This is a genomic window from Actinomadura sp. KC216 (assembly GCF_004348535.1).
In the GTDB taxonomy this organism is placed as follows: domain Bacteria; phylum Actinomycetota; class Actinomycetes; order Streptosporangiales; family Streptosporangiaceae; genus Spirillospora.
Genome location: NZ_SMJX01000195.1, coordinates 1 through 15,573 on the forward strand (window position 1 = coordinate 1; position 15,573 = coordinate 15,573).

The following is a 15,573-nucleotide window of genomic DNA, read 5'->3' on the forward strand; positions in this document are numbered from 1 at the left end:
AGCAGGAGGTCTCCGGCGAACGGTACGTCGACATCCCCGAGGACGTCCGCGAGGTGTACCGGCTCTGGCGCCCGACCCCGCTCATCCGGGCGCACCGCCTCGAACGCGCCCTCGGGACCCCGGCGCGCATCTACGTCAAGTACGAGGGTGTCTCACCGGTCGGTTCGCACAAGCCGAACACGGCCGTCCCGCAGGCGTACTACAACGCGCGGCAGGGCGTCCGCCGCCTCACCACCGAGACCGGCGCGGGCCAGTGGGGCAGCGCGCTCGCCTTCGCCTGCGCCCAGTTCGCGCTCGACTGCGAGATATGGATGGTCCGCGCCTCCTACGACCAGAAGCCGTACCGCCGCTCGATGATGCAGATGTTCGGGGCGAAGGTGCACGCCAGCCCGTCGCCGCTCACCGCGTCCGGCGCGAAGATCCTCGCCGACGACCCGGACTCGCCCGGCTCGCTCGGCATCGCGATCAGCGAGGCCGTCGAGTCCGCCGCGCCCGAGGACACCCGGTACGCGCTGGGGAGCGTCCTCAACCACGTCCTGATGCACCAGACGGTGATCGGCGAGGAGGCCCTCGAACAGCTCGCCTCCGTCGGCGACGTCCCCGACCTGATCGTCGGCTGCACCGGCGGCGGCTCCAACTTCGCGGGCCTGTTCTTCCCGTTCCTCCGCGAGAAGCTTGCCGGACGGATGGATCCGGTCGTCCGCGCCGTGGAACCCGAGGCGTGCCCGTCCTTCACCCGCGGCCGCTACGCCTACGACTTCGGCGACACCGCGGGCCTGACACCGCTGCTCAAGATGCACACGCTGGGGCACGACTTCGTCCCCGACCCCATCCACGCGGGCGGGCTCCGCTACCACGGCATGGCCCCGCTCCTCTCCCACATGTACGACCTGGGCCTCTTCGAGGCGGAGGCGAAACCGCAGCGCGAATGCTTCGAGGCGGGCCTCCTTTTCGCCCGCACCGAGGGCATCATCCCGGCCCCCGAACCGACCCACGCGCTCGCCGCCGCCGTCGAGGAGGCCCGCCGCTGCGTCGAGACCGGCGAACCCAAGGTCATCCTCACCGCCCTGTGCGGCCACGGCCACCTGGACATGGCCGCCTACGACCGCTTCCTCTCCGGCGAGATGGAGGACCACGCCCTCCCGCAGTCCCGCCTGGACGAGGCCCTGACGACCCTCCCGTGAAGGTGCGCAAGCGAGGTGCGCACCCACTAACCTTGAAGGACGGCGGACGAGCCGGCCGGACGGCCGCGTCGGGGAGCGATCCCCGTCGAGGAAAGTCCGGGCTCCACAGGGCAGGGTGGTCGGTAACGCCGACCCGGGGCGACCCGCGGGACAGTGCCACAGAAAGCAGACCGCCGCCGGTCCGCCGGCGGTAAGGGTGAAACGGTGAGGTAAGAGCTCACCAGCGCCCACGGTGACGTGGGCGGCTCGGTAAACCCCACCCGGAGCAAGGTCAAGAAGGAGCCGCAAGGCTCCGCGCAGGTGCCGGAGGGCTGCCCGCCCGAGCCTGCGGGTAGACCGCTGGAGGCCGCCGGCAACGGCGGCCCGAGATGGATGGCCGTCACCCGCCGCCCCGCGAGGGACGGCAGGCACAGAACCCGGCTTACAGGCCGACTCGTCCGCCCTCTGATCCGCTGCTATGAGGCGCCGCCCGCGCGCAAGTCCGGAATCGTCCAGCGCCTGTCATGCGGAATTTTGAGCAGGGCGCTAGTGGAGAACGATCAGGGTGCTCAAAATGAGGCCTGTCGTCGCTATTCCCAGATGCAGCGACCTCCACAGTATGTTGACCTTCACCCGGCCGAGAATTCGATGCGCCTCCCGGTGCTGCTGCTTCACTTGCTGAAGTGTGACCGCAAGGTTCAGGTCCGCTACCAGGTCATCGAGCCTGCCCTGCAACGCTTTCATTCGCTTTACGTGATAGCCGAAGCGTTCATAGAATTTCCCGGTCGCCAGGGCGCCGAATACGCCCAAGAATGTCAGTGGGAGGGTCACCGCGAGCATCTCGGACCGCAATCCTTTCTGGGATATGAACCCAAGGGCGGCGGCGGTCACGACGAGGATCATGTTCGTTAACGTGGCTCGCTGGTGCTGCTCGTGGAGACTTTGGGAGTGCTCGATCTCCAGCTGTTTCAGCAGAATTTCACGTACTTCCGACATCGATATTGGTTCTCTCCCAATGGTAACGAGGGGCGAACGCCTGGAGGGGTCGGCTTACAGGCCGACCCGTCCGGCCTCGGGGGTCGGCGTGGGGGGCCGGCCTGTGGTCAGGAGGGTGCGGAGGTCGGAGGCGGCTTGTTGGGCGGCCTGCTCCGCTGTTGGTGAGATGCCGCCCAGGCCGAAGTAGCTGTGGTTGAGGGTGGGCCATTCGCGGTGGATCACCGGGACGCCCGCGGCCTGGAGGGCGGTGGCGTAGGCGTTGCCCTCGTCCCGTAGCGGGTCGAAGCCCGCCGTGTGGACGGCCGCCGGTGCGACGCCGGTCAGGTCGGGCGCGCGCAGGGGCGACACCCGCCAGTCCTCGCCGTCGCCGGACGGGACGTAGTGCCCGGCGTACCAGCGCATGGCCGCGAGGGTGAGGCCGTAGCCGTCCGCCCGGTCCTCGCGGGACGGGTAGCGCGCGTTCACGGCCGGGTCGGCGTAGGCGCCCGTGACGTCGGTGACCGGGGAGATGAGGAGCTGCGCGGCCAGGGGGACGCCCTCGTCGCGGCAGGCGAGGGCCACGGACGCGGCGAGCTGGCCGCCCGCGCTGTCGCCGGCGACGGCCGTGCGTCCGGGCGTGGTGCCGGCGACGTGCAGCGTCGCGGCCAGGCAGTCGTCGAACGCGGCGGGGAACGGGTGCTCGGGCGCCCGGCGGTAGCCGACGGCGACGACCGTCGAGCCGGTCTCCACGGCGAGCCGCCGCGAGTACTGGATGTGGGTGTGCTCGTCGCCGGCGACCCATCCGCCGCCGTGGAAGAACACGATCGTGGCGTCGGTGAGCCGGGTCGCGGGCTCGACCACGCGGGCGGGCAGGTGGCCGCCGGCGGTCTCCAGGACGACGTCGCGCTCAGCGGCGGCGACCGGCGGGTCGGTAAGGCGGCCGAGCGCCAGCTCGTTCCCCGCCCGGAGATGGGCGCGGATGCCCTCCACAGACGTGTCGGCGGCCGTGGGGGCCTGGACGCGCTGCCTGAGCCATTGGTCGATGCCGGTGTCGAAGACGGGTCCGTCCGCCACGCGCAGCCTCCTTCAACGGTTGTCGGACACCCTATTCGCCCAGCGAGCGCGGGACGTGCAGCCAACTTCGCAGCGGCATACGACTCGACAGGTTCGGGTCACACGACACAGAGGTGATGAAACAACGCGCTTACTGTCCAAATAAGAGCTGATCGCCTTGATCGGTGACGACGCGGAGCCGGGTGCTGGGTTCCGTGGAGAGGAGAGCTGATGTTCGTCATCGCGTTCGTGGCCCTCGTGCTCGCCGGGGGACTCGCCGGTGTCGTGTACCTGTGGGACTTCTCGCGCGCCAGCCGGCGCGACGCGCTGTTCCTTCCCGCGTCCGACCGCCGTGCGCGGCGGGCGCGCCGGGTGTCGGGAATGTACGTCCGCGACTACGCGCGCCGCGACAGCGAGCTCCTCAGCCGCTGAGCCGGAGAGTGCGGCCCGGCCGAACGGGGCGCCGGCCGGCGGGGGTGCCGGCCGGTGTGCCGGGCCGCGGTGGAGACGCGTGGGCCGTCCTTGCGGGGGGACGGCCCACGCTGCGTTCTCAGGTGATGTCCTGTTCCAGCTGCGGGGGCTGGTCCGGGATGGAAGTGTCCGGGACCGGGGTGAAGGTGCCGGTGGCGCGGTCCAGCATCGCGACCTCGGCGGACTGCAGGTCCAGGTAGAGGCCCACCAGCTCGATCTCGCCGGTCGCCACCCGGTCCCGCAGCCAGGGGTAGGTGAGCAGGTTGTCGAGCTGCTGCATCACGTTGATCTTGCAGAGGCGGGTGAGAGGCGGCTCGTCGGTGCCGGGCGGCTCCTCCGCGAGGAAGCGGGCGAGGCTGTGGTTGCCGTGCTTGAGCCAGCGCGACAGGCCCTCCAGGTGGTCGACCTCGGTGCCGCCGGCGAGGAGCGCGGCCATCGCGCCGCAGTTGGAGTGGCCGCAGACGGTGATCGTCCGGATGTCGAGGACGTTGACGGCGTACTCGACGGTCGCGGCGACGGAGTCGTCGGGCGTGCGGGAGCCGTGCCGCGGGACGAGGGCGCCGACATTGCGGTTGATGAACAGGTCGCCGGGCCCGCTGGCGGTGATGATGTTCGGCACGATGCGGGAGTCGACGCAGGTGATGAACAGGTGCTGGGGTTTCTGCTCCATCGCCAGCTCGGCCATGATCGGCCGGACGAGCCGGGCGGTGCGGCCGTGGTACTCGCGGACGCCGTTCAGCAGCACCGCGGCCGGGGACACCTCGGGCGCGTCCAGCTCGGCCTCGGAGCGCCGCCGCCGGTTCGCCCAGGGAGCCCACCACCGGGCCGGAGGTGGCGCTTTGCGCGGTTGGGACATTTCGCCTGTCACAGCTCTTTCATACCAAGCCTCGTGGACTTCATCGATGTCGACCCGTCCGCCTTGGCGTTCGTGCGCCAGCCGCCACTGGTGGATCGCGTCGAACGCGGCGTGGTCCATGAAGTCCACGTTGAGGTCCAAGTCGACGTAGGAGCCGGACGGGACGTCCTGCAGGAACCGCGTCACCTTCGGGACGCCGAGGAACGTCAGCGTCCCCTCGACGACCACGTGCGTGCGGGGCGGCACGGGCCCGTCGTCCGGCGAGGGGACGAGATGCTCCACGCGGACCGACAGCCGGGTCAGCCGCCGCAGCGCCAGCACCGCCGTGATCCCGATGCCGAGCAGCACCCCCTCGCCGAGCCCGAGCAGGACCACGCCGCCGAAGGTGGCGTAGTACGCGGTCGCCTCGCGATGGTGACGCAGATCACGGACGCGGGCGGTGTCCATCAGCCGGATGCCGAGCACGATCAGCAGCGCCGCGAGCGCGGGCAGCGGCACCTGCTCGATGACCGGTCCGCACGACAGCGCCAGCACCAGAACCCAGACCCCGTGCAGGACGGTGGACGCGCGGGTGCGGGCACCGGCGTCCACGTTCGCGGTGCTGCGGACGATCACGCCCGCGATCGGCAGCCCGCCGAGGAACCCCGACACGGCGTTGCCCGCGCCCTGGCCGAGCAGCTCCCGGTCGAGGTCGGCGCGCGGGACCCCGGCGGGGCGCCTGCGGTCGACGGCCACGCTGCACAGCAGCGACTCGACGGCCGCGACCAGCGCGACGGACACGACGGCCCCGGCGACGGCGGGCAGCGAACCGTCCGGCAGGACGGGCGCGCTCCAGTCGCCGAGGAGCGTCTCCGGCAGCTCCACGCGCTGCGCGTTCCAGCCGAGCGACCACGCGGTGACGGTGGCGAGCGCGATGGCGGGCAGCGGCCCGGGGACCAGCCGCAGCCACCCGTCGCGCGGCAGCCGCGACCAGACGAGCAGGACGAGCACCGTCAGCGCCCCGAGCAGCGCGGGATGCGTGCGCGGATCGACGAGCTGGCCCGGCAGCTCGCGGAGGTTGGCGATCGCCGACTGCTGGGGGCTGCCGCCGAGCACGACGTGCACCTGCGCGAGGACGAGGACGGCGCCGACGCCCGCGAGCATGCCGTGCACGACGGCGGGGGAGACGGCGAGCGCGGTGCGGGCGACGCGGCTGGCGCCGAGCGCGAGCTGCAGCAGCCCGCCGAGCAGGGTGATCGTGCAGGTCGCGCGCCAGCCGTAGGTCTGCACGAGCCCGGCGACGATCACGGTCAGCCCGGCCGCGGGGCCGCTGACCTGCAGCGGCGAGCCGCCGATCAGCCCGGCGACGATCCCGCCGACGACGGCGGCGATCAGCCCGGCGGCGACCGGGGCGCCGGACGCGACCGCGATGCCCAGCGACAGCGGGATCGCGACGAGGAACACGACGAACGACGCGAGGAGATCGTGCCGCAAGAAGGAGACAGTGAGTGGCTTGGTAGTCACGCTACGTATGTAACCAGTATTGGCGTGGCTTCAACCCGGGAAACACGACGAGGGCCGCCGGACGGATCCGGCGGCCCTCGTCTGATGGTGCGGTGCCCGGGTCAGCGGCGGTAGTTCTCCCAGTCGTCGGCGGGCTGGCGGGAGCCGTAGGTGTCGTTCGGCTGGCCGCCCTGCTGGTAGCCGCCCGGCTGCGAGCCGCCGTAGTAGCCGCCGCCCGACCCGTACGCCTGCGTGGCGTTGGGATCGTAGGACTGGGTGGCGTTCGGGTCGTGCGGCGAGGACAGCGGATCGCCGCCGCCGTTGTAGCTGCTGCCGCTGAAGTCGCCGTAGACGCCCGCGCTCCCCGCGCCGCCCTGGGCCGCGCCGGAACCGCTGTCCGTGCCGCCGAGGGCGCCGTAACCGTCGCGCCCGCCGCCGCTCAGCGGGTCGTCGTAGCGGGACGAGTCGCCGTAGGCCGGGGACGTCGGGTACCCGTCGTTCTGCCCGCCCTGCCCGTATCCGGACGCGCCGCCGAGGCCCGAGTCGTACCCGGACGTGGCGCCGGACGGCACGCCCGAGCCGAGCCCGGAGTCGTATCCGCCGCCCTGGCCACCGGGCTTGGGCCACGGGCCCGTGTTGCCGTTGCCGCCGGACCCGCCCGAGCCGCTCGCGCCGCTCGCACCGAACGAGCCGGTGCTCAGCGGGTCGCCGAGCGGGTCGTTCAGGGAACCGCCGCCGTAGGAGCCGCCCGTGTCGGACGAGGCCGTGCCGCCCGCCGACCGCTGCCGGTCGTTCTGGATGCGCTGGAGCAGCTCGTCCACGGTCGGGAGCTTGTGGCCGTCGGTGTCGGATCCGGAGCCCGCGCCGGTGTGCGCCGCGGGCGCGGCCGGTGCCGGTGCCGGTGGAGCGGGCGGGCCGGACGGCTCGTCGGTCCGGCCGAGGGGCAGCCCGAGCGGGTCGGACGCGCGCGGGTCGCCGCCGAGCGTCCCGCCGCCCGGCGCGGACGAGCCGAGGCCCATGTCGTAGCCGTTCTCGCGGCCACCGGGCGGCGGGCCCGCGGCCGCGGCGGGACGGTTGCCCAGCGGGTCGGAGCCGTAGCCCTGGTCATGTCCGCCGCCGTACTGGTCCTGGCCCTGGCTCTGGCCGCCTCCGCCGTACGGGTCGTGGCTCTGCCCGCCGTAGGACGGGTCGCCCGGACCGTGGTCGGCCGCCCCGTACGCGGGCTGCGGCTCCTGGGCGCCGTAGGGCGGCTGCATGCCGGGACCGCCCGGTATGCCCGGGCCGCCGGAACCGGGACCGCCGAGCCCGCCGGAACCGGGACCGGGACCGCCGGAGCCGGAGAGGCCCGCGGGGATCGGGTCGAGCGAGGTCGAGCCGGGGTCCTGCCCGGTGAACGGGGAGGCGCCCTGGTAGCCGCCGGGAGCGGGCATCTGCTGGGGGCCGGTTCCGCCGCCCTGGCCGGCGCCCATGCCGTTGCCACCCATGCCGTTGGTCATGCCACCGCCGCCCATGCCGCCGAGCATCGGGCCGTCGGCGCTCATGGAGACGGGCTGGGTCAGGCTCGGCTGGGGCATTCCCGGCTGGTCGTAGGACGGCTGCTCCATCGGGGCCTGCTCGGCGGGAGCCTGCGCGTTCAGCGGGTCGGCGGCGGGGTCGACCCCCGCGCGGCCGTCCTCGTTGTCGTGCTGCCAGGGGAACTTGGGCTTGTCGAACGTGATCGTCGCCCAGTAGTCGTCGTCCTCCATCTCGTCCGACGCCTGGGCGCTCGGAGCGGGCGGAGGCGGGGCCTGGCCGCCGGTGGGCGCGGCGAGCGGCCCGCCGGCGACGCGCCGGTCGATGGCGGGTTCGGGATTGCCCTGGCGGTCGTAGCCGTTGTCGTAGCCGGCGTCGTAACCGTCGTTGTACCCGTAGCCGTCCGGGGCGCCCATCTCGTCGTGCGGCTGGACTCCTCTGCGGCCGCGCGGCTGCTGCGGCTCGTCGTCCATCCAGTCGTCGTCGTCGCGTCCCGCCCTGCTGGCCCGCAGGCCCAGGGCCACGAGGACGACCACCAGGACCACGACCACAATGAGGCCGAAGACCACGATGTATGAAGTCATGCCACCACCCAATGCCTTGGCCCGGCGAGAGTCTCCGGCGCGGACCTCGGGTCCGCACCGGCCGTCGCCGGTTGCCGGACGTCCTCGAGAGCCCGCCGGCGCGGCTTACTCCGATTCTGTCCGACCGCTATGACCGTTGTCACACCCTTCGCGCACATTTACCCTCACACGGCGCGTGCCGATCGGCCAGTCCGGCCCCTCGGTACGCCCCTGTCGGCTCCAGCCCCCCGGTGGGGTCCGCCCTGACCCCGGTGCCCTGAGGCTCCACGGTCAACGCGCCTATCAGCCGCCGAAGTTCCCGGTGATCCGTCCGCGTCCCACCGTGTGCTCGGCGATGGCGGGCAGCGAGTCCTTCAGTGCCGCGCCGTTCTGGAACGGTGCCGGATCGTCCAGCGCGTAGATGGTGAACCGGTACCGATGCCGCTCTCCCTTGGGCGGGCACGGCGGTGCGTAGCCCGCCTTCTTGTCCGTGGTCAACCCTTCGACGGTCTTGTTGAGACTTGCTCCCTCGACGAGCTCGTTCACCGTCCCGTCGATGCCCGCGATCACCCAGTGGACGTAGGCGCCGCCGGACGCGTCCGGGTCGTCCATCACGATCGCGAACGACCTGGTCCCGGCCGGAGTGCCCGACCACCGGAGCGGCGGGGTCCTGCCCTGCCCGCCAGGGTACGTCGTGCAGCCGTACCTCGGGGGCAAGTCGCGCCCATCGCGGAAGACGGGGCTGGTCACCGTGAACCATTCCGACAGTTCGGCGCTCTTGTTCTGGGGCTGGCCGATCAGCCCGCAGCCGCCCACGGTCCCGGCGAGGGCGAGCACGCCCGCCGCGGCCGTGATCGGACGCCGGTGTCTGCTCATCATCGAATCGCTCCCGGGCGAGATCGTACGCCGCGCGCCGCCGGATCGCCGTCATCTCGGCCTCGTATCCCGGCATCCCGCGTCCCGCCGCCGGCGCCCCCTTCCTCGTCCGCCCAACGATAAGGCTTCGCGGGGAGTGGAACGCGCCTTTCGTCCCGCCGCGCGACGGCTCTCCGGGAGAGGGGCCTGTGACGTTGGTCATGCGTGGTTTGTCTGGGTCTATCCGGTAATTAGGGAAGGAGTGGCGTGTTTCACAGCGTCACCGGCGACATTCTTTGTCGGAACCGGAAATTTCCCCGTTCTTCCCCTGGTTCTCCTTGGTGCCGGGCGCGATCATCAGGTAGCTTGTGAATGTCTTCACAAGCCGACCGTGACATTGGAGGCCGCAATGGCCAGGACCGCCGAGGGAACCCCTGGCGCTCCCCACATCCTCATCGTGGGTGGCGGCTATGTGGGCATGTACACCGCCCTGCGACTGCAGAAGAAGCTCAAGCGCGAGCTCAAGCGGGGCGAGGTCAAGGTCACCGTCGTGGACCCCAACTCGTACATGACGTACCAGCCGTTCCTTCCCGAGGCCGCCGCCGGGAACATCTCGCCGCGGCACGTCGTCGTCCCGCTCCGCCGGGTGCTGCCGAAGTGCACCGTGCGCAAGGCGCGGGTCACCGAGCTGAACCACGACGAGGGCTGGGCGATCGTCCAGCCGCTCGCCGGGCCGCCGGAGCGGATCTCCTACGACTACCTGGTCATGGCCGCGGGCGCGGTGCCGCGGCTGCTGCCGATCCCCGGGCTCGCCGAGAACGGCATCAGCCTGAAGACGGTCGGCGAGGCCATCCACCTGCGCAACCACGTCCTGGAGCAGCTGGAGATCGCGGAGTCGACCGACGACGAGGAGCTGCGCCGCAAGGCGCTGACCTTCGTGTTCGTCGGCGGCGGATTCGCCGGCGTCGAGGCGGTCGCCGAGCTTGAGGACATGACCCGCGACGCGACGAAGTACATGCGCAAGGTCACCCCGCAGGACCTGCGGTTCATCCTCGTCGAGGCCACCGACCGCATCCTGCCGGAGGTCGGCCCCGACATGGGCCGCTGGACCGCCGAGCAGCTCCGCGGCCGCGGCATCGCCGTGAAGATGAACACCCTGCTGAAGTCGGCGGTCGGCGGGCAGATCGAGCTGTCGGACGGCAGCGGCTTCCCGGCCGGGACGCTGGTGTGGAACGCGGGCGTCAAGGCGTCCCCGGTCGTCCGGCACGGCGACCTGCCCGTGGACGAGAAGGGCCGCGTCAAGGGCACCGAGTACCTGACCATCGAGGGCCTCGTCCGCGCGTTCACCGCCGGCGACAACGCCGCGATCCCGGACCTGACGCAGGACGGCGAGTTCTGCCCGCCGAACGCGCAGCACGCCGTCCGGCAGGCCAAGCTGCTCGGCGACAACATCGTCCGGTCGCTGCGCGGCAAGACGCTCAAGCCGTACGTGCACGGCAACCTCGGCACCGTCGCCGGGCTCGGCCTGCACAAGGGCGTGGCGAACCCGCTCGGCTTCAAGCTGAAGGGCTGGCCCGCGTGGTTCTTCCACCGGACCTACCACGGCGCGATGGTCCCGACGTTCAACCGCAAGATCCGCGTCGTGGCGGACTGGACGCTCGCGCTGTTCCTCAAGCGCGAGACCGTCTCGCTCGCCATCGTCGAGCAGCCCCGCGCCGACTTCGAGCTGGCCGCCCTGGACGACGCCCGGGCCAAGGCCAAGATCGCCGAGGCCGCCCGCACCGAATCGAAGACGACCGAGAACGCAGCCTGACGCCCCGTCCCGACGAAGACGCCCCGGCAGCCGGATCACCCGGCGCCGGGGCGTTCTCGTTCATGGCCGACCCGAACCCCACTTGGACGAAACCCCAGCCGGGGCCACGGGTCGTGCGGCCGGAGGGCGCTCAGCGCCCGGAGGTCGCACGACCCGCCGAGCCGGGCGACCGGAGCGCCACGCGCGGACCCGCACGGTCACAACCGACCCGCACCGTGGCGTGAGGATCGACCGGCTCGCGACGGGGGTTCCAGGGGGTCGCCCCCCTGGAAGATCACGCCCGCTGCTTGAAGGCGCGGAGGGAGAGCGGGGCGAAGATCAGGGCGATTCCGGCGCCCCAGGCCAGCGCGATCCACGCGTGTTCGAGGACGGGGCCGCCGACCAGCAGGCCGCGCATCGCCTCCACCAGCTGCGTCACCGGGCTGTTCTCCATCACCCAGGCCACCGGGCCGGGAATGCCCTTGGTGGTGGGGATGAACGCGGTGCTCAGGAAGCTCAGCGGGAAGATCACCACGAAGCCGAAGATCTGCACCTTCTCCGGCTCGTTGACCTTCATCGCGATGTAGACCGACGTCCAGGAGAACAGGATCGCGAAGGTCAGCAGGAGCACGAACGCCATCAGCAGCGCCAGGACGTTCGTCTCGATCCGGAAGCCGATCGCGAAGCCGACCACCAGCAGGATCGTCATCGACCACGCCTGCTTGGCGGTGTCGGCGATGATCCGTCCGGCGAGCGGGGCGCTGCGCGAGATCGGCAGGCTCCGGAACCGGTCGAAGACGCCCTTGGTGATGTCGGTGTTGAGGCCGAACCCGGTGCTCATCCCGGCGAACAGCGCGTTCTGCGCGATGATGCCGGGGATGACGACGGGCAGGTACGCGTCGACGCTGCCCGCCATCGGCGGCCCGAACACGTAGGCGAAGAGCAGCACGAACATGATGGGCTGGATGGACAGGTCCAGCAGCTCCATCGGGTTGTGCTTGATCTGGACCAGGTTGCGCCAGGCCAGGGTGAGCGTGTTGCGCAGGGCGGTGCCGGGAGAGACCCGCTTGGACAGCTCCTGCGGCGCGAACGTCGCGGTGGTCATGCGGACGCCCCTTCCTTGTCGGCGGCCTGGGCGAGCTCGCCGGCCTCGGCGTCGATGTCGTCGGTGTGGTGGCCGGTGAGCGCGAAGAACACCTCGTCCAGGCTGGACTTGCGCAGCGACAGCTCGCCGACGGTGACGCCGGCGTCGTCGAGGCGGCGGACGACCGCGGGCATCAGCTGCGGGTCGGTGATCGGCGTGCTGACCAGGCCGTCGCGGACCTCGGGGACGGACTCGGCCAGCTCGCCGACGATCCGCGCCACCGCGTCCTGATCGGCCGCGTTCACCGGGCGGACCTCCAGCACCTGGCCGCCGACCTGCGCCTTCAGCATGTCGGACGTGCCGTGCGCGATGATCTGGCCGCGGTCGATGACGACGATGTCGTCGGCCAGTTGGTCGGCCTCCTCCAGGTACTGCGTGGTCAGCAGGACGGTGACGCCGTCGTCGGTCAGGCCGCGGACGATGTCCCACAGGCCGTTGCGGCTGCGCGGGTCGAGGCCGGTGGTCGGCTCGTCGAGGAACAGGATCTGCGGCCGTCCGACCAGGCTCGCGGCGAGGTCGAGGCGGCGGCGCATCCCGCCCGAGTAGGTCTTGGCGGCGCGCTCGGCGGCCTCGGTGAGCTGGAACCGCTCCAGCAGCTCGGCGGCCCGCGCCTTGGAGTCGCGCCGCGGGATGCCGAGCAGGCGGCCGATCAGCACGAGGTTCTCGGTGCCGGTGAGCATCTCGTCGACCCCGGCGTACTGGCCGGTGAGGCCGATGAGCTGCCGGACCTTGTGCGCGTCCTTGACCACGTCGAACCCGCCGACCTGGGCGTTGCCCCCGGTCGGTTCGATCAGCGTGGCGAGGATCCGCGTCATGGTGGTCTTGCCCGCGCCGTTCGGACCCAGTACGCCGAGCACCGTTCCGGCCTCGGCGGTGAGGGAGACGCCCGCCAGCGCCTGGGTCTCACCGAACCGCTTCTCCAGACCATCGGCCTGGATGGCGTACGTCATGTGATCTCCTAGGTTCTTCTTCGTTCGCCGGACGTCTCCGCCCTCAGCCGAGGGGGCAGTCAAAAATATGTGGTGTCCGGGGTGGTGCGCATCCAGTTTTTCCGCCGACCCCGGCCGGGCTCCGCCGGTGACTCGGGACGCACCCACAACATCGCATGGACCACTGACAGAACACTGACGGCCGCCCGTTTTGTGCCCGCGATCCGTGAGTTCCCGTGCCCGGGACCGGAGTTTTCAGCGCGCAGGCCAGGGTGTTCGCGCAGGGAGAAACGACAGGAGGGTGCCTCCGGCGTTCTAAACTCGCGGTGTGACATCGGTGCGGGGCAGTCACCAGAAAGGCGGCGGGGGGCCGCACCCGCCGCGTTTGCGGCCGCCCGAACACCGGGTGTCGCGCCGCGCGATCGCGCACTGGGCGATCGAATATCTGCTGCTCTGGGGTCTCGCGTTCGGGCTCGCGCTGGGCGTGGCCGCGTGGGTTGGCGACGCCGGGTGGGACGGGATGCCCGGCTGGCTGTCGGGACGGGTCGGCTGGCTGCCCTACATCGTCGGCGCGGTGGGGCTGCTCATGGTGACGGTCGCGCCCGTCTGGCGTTACCGCGTCCACCGGTGGGAGGTCAGCGCCGACGTCGTCTATACGCGGACGGGCTGGTTCAGCCGCGAGTGGATGCTGGTCCCGGTCGGGCGGATCCAGACCGTCGACACCGAGCAGGGCTGGATCGAGCGGCTGCTCGGCCTCGCCACGATCGAGGTGAACACGGCGTCGCACACGGGGTCGTCCGAGGTCGCGGGCCTGCCTGTGGACGTGGCGACGCGCCTGGCCGAAGACCTCGCGCACCGCGCGCACGACCTCCGCGACGACGCGACGTGAACGTCCGAGGCGGCGACCAGGAGCCCGACCCCGGATCCACCGGATCCGCCGCGCAGGACCGGGCCGCCGGTTCCCCGTCCAACGGCCATCGCGACGGCGGCGCCAAGCCCGCCACGCCCGCTGCGCCTGCCAAGTCCGCTGCGCCCGCCACGCCCGCCTCGAACGGGACGCGGGCGCAGCAGGAGGCGGGCGGGCGCGGGCAACGGCTGCATCCGCTCACGGTCGTCGTCGGCGCCGTCCGGGAGCTCATGGCCCTGGTCGCGGCCGGCGTGACGGGGCTCCTCGTCGGAGGGCTGTCCACGGCGTTCTACTTCACCCTCGCCGGGCTGGCGTTCGGGCTGCTCTTCCACATGGCGAGCTGGGCGACGTTCACCTACGTCCTGTTCGGCGATCGCATCGAGCTGCGGCGGGCGCTCATCGGACGGTCGGTCAAGACCATCCCGCGCGACCGGATCAGGGGCGTGGACATCAGCGCGTCCCTCCCGCACCGGCTGCTCGGCCTGGCGGTCGTCCACATCGACGCGGGCGCGGACGGCGGCGAGGGGTCGCTGAACGCCGTCTCCCGCCAGGAGGCCGAACGGCTCCGCGGCATCCTCCTGGCAAGGGACGCGCCCGCCCCGCCGAGCCGCGTCCTCGCCCGGATGCGGCGCCGCTGGTACGTGTACGCGCCGCTCAGCGGCGCCTACCTGCTCACGCCGTTCGCGCTGGCCGGAAGCCTCCTCGGCACCGTCTACAACCTCGGCGACGACCTGGGCCTCATCACGCGGGAACGGGTGCAGAACTTCGGCCATGACGTGGTGGGCCTGTCCACGGCGCTCGTCGTCGCGCTGGCCATCCTCGTCCTGATCGCGATGCCGGTCATGTCGGTGGTCGCGTTCACGCTGTTCAACTGGGACTTCACCGTCCACGAGCGGGACGGCTCCGTCGTCGTGGAGCGCGGCCTCCTCACCCGCCGGAGCGTGTCCCTCGAACGGCGGCGGCTGCGCGGGGTGGAGCTCGCCGACAACCCGTTCGAGCGGGCGGCCGGGGTGACGCGCCTCGGCGCGCTCATCACCGGCCTCGGCGACGCCGCCCAGCGCGGCCGGCTCCTGCCCGCCGCGCCGCGCACGGTCGCCGAATCCCTCGCGGCGCGGGTGGTCGGGAACGTCCCGGGGCCGCTGCTCGCCCACCCGCCGGCGGCGCGGGGCCGCCGCCTGGTCCGCGCGGTCGCGGGGCCGGTCGGCTTCGCGGGGCTCGCCCTGCTCGCCGGGCAGCCCTGGGTCGCCGCCGCGTGCGCCCCGTTCGCCGTCCTCGCGGTCCCGCTCGGCCTGGACCGCTACCGCCAGCTCGGCCACGCCACCGACGGCGGGCGCCTCAGCGTCCGCTCGGGCTCCCTGCGGCGCCGCCAGGTGGTCGTCGAGCACGACGCCATCATCGGGTGGCGCATCCGCCGGACGCTCTTCCAGCGCAGGCTCGGCCTGGCGACGCTGTTCGCGGCCGTGGGCGCCGGCGACGGCGGCTACTCCGCCACGGACATGGCGGAGGAGGACGCCGTGGCCTTGGCCACGGGCATCACCCCCGCCTGGCTGACGCCGTTCCTGGAGCCGCCGCCCGGCGACGCACAGCCCTGACCTGCAACGAAGGGCTATTCGGGACGGCGGGCGCCGAACATGATCTCGTCCCAGGACGGCACGGAGGCGCGCTTGGCCTTGGACTTGCGGCGCCGTGCCGGACGCGGCGCGCCCGAGGGCTCGCCGCCCGCCGCCGCGGCGGCGGCGGGCTGCTGCCCGGAGGCGGGCTTGTCCTGCCCGGCCGCGGGCATGGTGGGACGGCTCGCCGGCTTCTTCTTCGCGGGCGTCCGCGGAGCCTGCCGTTGCGCGGGCCGCTGCGCCGCCGCGGGCTTCTTGGCC

12 protein-coding genes, 1 other RNA gene and 1 pseudogene are annotated in these 15,573 nt (G+C 72.1%); 6 read left to right on the plus strand and 8 right to left on the minus strand.

Annotated elements, in window-relative coordinates; all coding sequences use genetic code 11:
• Together E1264_RS27970 and rnpB are read left to right on the plus strand one after the other, a co-directional pair.
• Positions 1-1,184, plus strand: a 1,184-nt coding sequence (locus E1264_RS27970; protein WP_132178432.1) for a TrpB-like pyridoxal phosphate-dependent enzyme, incomplete at its 5' end; no start/stop codon positions are given.
• A gap of 47 nt (positions 1,185-1,231) precedes the next feature.
• Positions 1,232-1,624, plus strand: an RNA gene (gene rnpB, locus E1264_RS27975) — RNase P RNA component class A.
• An 85-nt stretch (positions 1,625-1,709) separates the two neighbouring features.
• On the opposite strand, the gene E1264_RS27980 is transcribed toward rnpB, so the two are convergent.
• A complete protein-coding gene (locus E1264_RS27980; protein WP_132178433.1) occupies positions 1,710-2,159 on the minus strand; it encodes a hypothetical protein in 450 nt (149 codons plus the stop codon).
• Between the two features lie 54 nt (positions 2,160-2,213).
• Positions 2,214-3,212, minus strand: coding sequence for an alpha/beta hydrolase (locus tag E1264_RS27985; protein WP_207936325.1), 999 nt, complete (start codon positions 3,210-3,212; stop codon positions 2,214-2,216).
• A gap of 210 nt (positions 3,213-3,422) precedes the next feature.
• Between E1264_RS27985 and E1264_RS27990 the strand changes: the two genes are divergently transcribed.
• Positions 3,423-3,623, plus strand: a complete 201-nt coding sequence (locus E1264_RS27990; RefSeq protein ID WP_132178434.1) for a hypothetical protein — start codon at positions 3,423-3,425, stop codon at positions 3,621-3,623.
• 118 nt (positions 3,624-3,741) lie between these two features.
• Here the strand turns inward: E1264_RS27990 and E1264_RS27995 are convergent, their stop codons facing one another.
• From E1264_RS27995 to E1264_RS28005, 3 genes are all read right to left on the minus strand, one after another.
• Positions 3,742-6,021: a bifunctional SulP family inorganic anion transporter/carbonic anhydrase gene (locus E1264_RS27995; RefSeq protein ID WP_132178435.1), complete on the minus strand. Its 2,280-nt coding sequence runs from the start codon at positions 6,019-6,021 to the stop codon at positions 3,742-3,744.
• A 101-nt stretch (positions 6,022-6,122) separates the two neighbouring features.
• A complete protein-coding gene (locus tag E1264_RS28000) occupies positions 6,123-8,096 on the minus strand; it encodes a hypothetical protein (protein WP_132178436.1) in 1,974 nt (657 codons plus the stop codon).
• Between the two features lie 282 nt (positions 8,097-8,378).
• Entirely contained in the window at positions 8,379-8,954 is a 576-nt protein-coding gene (locus tag E1264_RS28005) for a YbhB/YbcL family Raf kinase inhibitor-like protein (RefSeq protein WP_243711215.1), read from the minus strand.
• Between the two features lie 385 nt (positions 8,955-9,339).
• On the opposite strand from E1264_RS28005, the gene E1264_RS28010 reads away from it, so the two are divergent.
• Positions 9,340-10,743, plus strand: a complete 1,404-nt coding sequence (locus E1264_RS28010; protein WP_132178437.1) for an NAD(P)/FAD-dependent oxidoreductase — start codon at positions 9,340-9,342, stop codon at positions 10,741-10,743.
• A 274-nt stretch (positions 10,744-11,017) separates the two neighbouring features.
• Here the strand turns inward: E1264_RS28010 and E1264_RS28015 are convergent, their stop codons facing one another.
• Positions 11,018-11,827 carry an ABC transporter permease gene (locus E1264_RS28015; protein WP_132178438.1) on the minus strand — a complete coding sequence of 270 codons (810 nt, stop codon included), beginning with the start codon at positions 11,825-11,827 and terminating at the stop codon, positions 11,018-11,020.
• Entirely contained in the window at positions 11,824-12,816 is a 993-nt protein-coding gene (locus E1264_RS28020) for an ATP-binding cassette domain-containing protein (protein WP_132178439.1), read from the minus strand. The genes E1264_RS28015 and E1264_RS28020 overlap by 4 nt, the downstream gene beginning before the upstream one ends.
• Before the next feature lie 307 nt (positions 12,817-13,123).
• On the opposite strand from E1264_RS28020, the gene E1264_RS28025 reads away from it, so the two are divergent.
• Both E1264_RS28025 and E1264_RS28030 read left to right on the plus strand, forming a co-directional pair.
• Complete coding sequence (locus tag E1264_RS28025) at positions 13,124-13,684, plus strand: PH domain-containing protein (protein WP_132178440.1); 561 nt, start codon at positions 13,124-13,126, stop codon at positions 13,682-13,684.
• On the plus strand, positions 13,681-15,294 hold the full coding sequence (locus tag E1264_RS28030) for a PH domain-containing protein (protein WP_243711216.1): 1,614 nt from the start codon (positions 13,681-13,683) through the stop codon (positions 15,292-15,294). Before E1264_RS28025 ends, E1264_RS28030 begins: the two co-directional genes overlap by 4 nt.
• 14 nt (positions 15,295-15,308) lie before the next feature.
• On the opposite strand, the pseudogene E1264_RS28035 reads toward E1264_RS28030, so the two are convergent.
• Positions 15,309-15,573, minus strand: a pseudogene (locus tag E1264_RS28035) (DUF3071 domain-containing protein); the annotation flags it as partial.